Origin of the sequence: Collinsella aerofaciens (assembly GCF_040920445.1) — a bacterium.
Taxonomy (GTDB): Bacteria; Actinomycetota; Coriobacteriia; order Coriobacteriales; family Coriobacteriaceae; genus Collinsella; species Collinsella aerofaciens_BH.
This window is the reverse complement of record NZ_JBCOTQ010000103.1, coordinates 1-1,677: the sequence shown is the minus strand read 5'-3', so window position 1 is coordinate 1,677 and position 1,677 is coordinate 1. Positions and strand designations below refer to the sequence as shown.

Below are 1,677 nucleotides of genomic sequence, written 5' to 3'. Positions count from 1 at the left end.
AAGACGCCGGCGCCCGACGGGGAGACGGCGAGTTAGCCGGCAGGTCGGCATGTCAATCCTGGTCTAACAGAGCCTTTTCAAAAGAAATCTATCGGTGGTTCTCTGACGAAATAAAAGCAATCGACTCCCATGTTTTTGGTGTTTCGATCATGAACGCCTCTTATATCTGGGGCATCATGATAGCGAAGATTATTAAACGGGCGCATCCCGAATCGGTTATCATATTTGGTGGTCCCCAGATCACTTCACTTCGAGAAATGGTTTTTCAGGATTGTCCCGAGGTTGACTTTCTATCGATCTTTGATGGGGAAGAAACCCTCCCGCTTCTACTCGAATATATTGCTTGCGGCGCTCAGGGCGATTTACCTAAAAATTCGATTTCTAAAACCGGGGATTCTGGATTATGCGAGTTGATTGAATACGACATTAACAACCTTCCGGAACTCGACTACTCCAATTCATACGGCATGAACGTGGTCAACATTGAGGCAGGTAGAGGTTGCCCGTTTAATTGCTACTATTGCTCATCCAGAGTGCTTCTCGGTCAGAAAGCGCGATTTCTTAATGTCGACAAACTGCTCGAAACCTCGCAGCGTGTCTACGATTGCATGGCAAAAACCGGCGCTCTTTCTTCAATTAACTATAATCATGATAACTTCTTAGCATCGCACAAGTACTTCTTTGAATTTGCAGTCAAAAAATATGCAATGAATTATGATTTCAAATACAACTGTGAGGGACGAATCGATACGATAACTCCCGAGATCATTGGCCTACTTAAGGCAACCGGATGTATCTCTGTATTTGTTGGCTTGGAAACTGGCTCGCAAAGAATACAGCGAATCTGCCGGAAAAACTTGAATCTTAAAAAAGTAATTCCTACCGTAAAATCCATCATTTCCTCTGGCATGAGATTCGAAACCAATTTTATCATCGGTTTTCCAGAAGAAACATATTCCGAAGTACTCGACACCCTTGCCCTTGCTCAAGAAGTCGCGTCGACCAGTTTTATGTCAAACGTTGACTTTTCCTATATGAGCCCAGAGCCTCTTACTGATGTTGCTCAAGGGGTGAATAAAGAGGATTATATCATCGTAAAAGAATCTCAGTATTACTTAGATTTACTTGCTGCCGGAATTGACCCAAACAGCCTGTCACCTCTTCATTTCAATCATCTGTACACAGTCAGAAATGAAAATTACGACATTCTTGACGTGCTCGCGCGTGCCGATACGTATTTTGATTTGATAAACCATTTTAAATTCGCAACCTACCTTATGATTCATCGAGATGGTAGAAGCATTGAAGATATTTTTGAAATGTGTCGCGATCGTGATGCATTTGCCGTTGCAGAAAGCTATACGGCAACTCTAGATCAAGCTGGTGTGTATTATGCGGTTTCTTGTTTCGAAATCGACCGGCTGGCAATAGTTCGTCGAGAAGAAAGAGCGCAGGATGTCCTATTCTATCGATACCCTGTTCAAAAGCTTTATCAGCTCTTCATTGAGACTATGAACATTTCAGGCTTCGAATCAGTGGCGAGCACCCCGACAAAAATAGTCGTTAGGAGTGCCAAATGAATAAGAATGCCACTGCGCAGCTGCACATCTATTCCGCCTTTTTCGTTCTCGCGGGATTTGTTTTAAATCGGGGAGTGTTTCTACTTTTCCTTGCGGA

The 1,677-nt window shown here is 43.4% G+C and carries 1 protein-coding gene; it reads left to right on the top strand.

Going from position 1 to position 1,677, the window contains the following annotated elements:
* Nucleotides 1-1,580 (top strand): B12-binding domain-containing radical SAM protein (locus tag AB5405_RS09795; RefSeq protein WP_368138357.1); only part of this gene is annotated, 1,580 nt, incomplete at its 5' end.
* Nucleotides 1,581-1,677 lie beyond the last annotated feature (97 nt).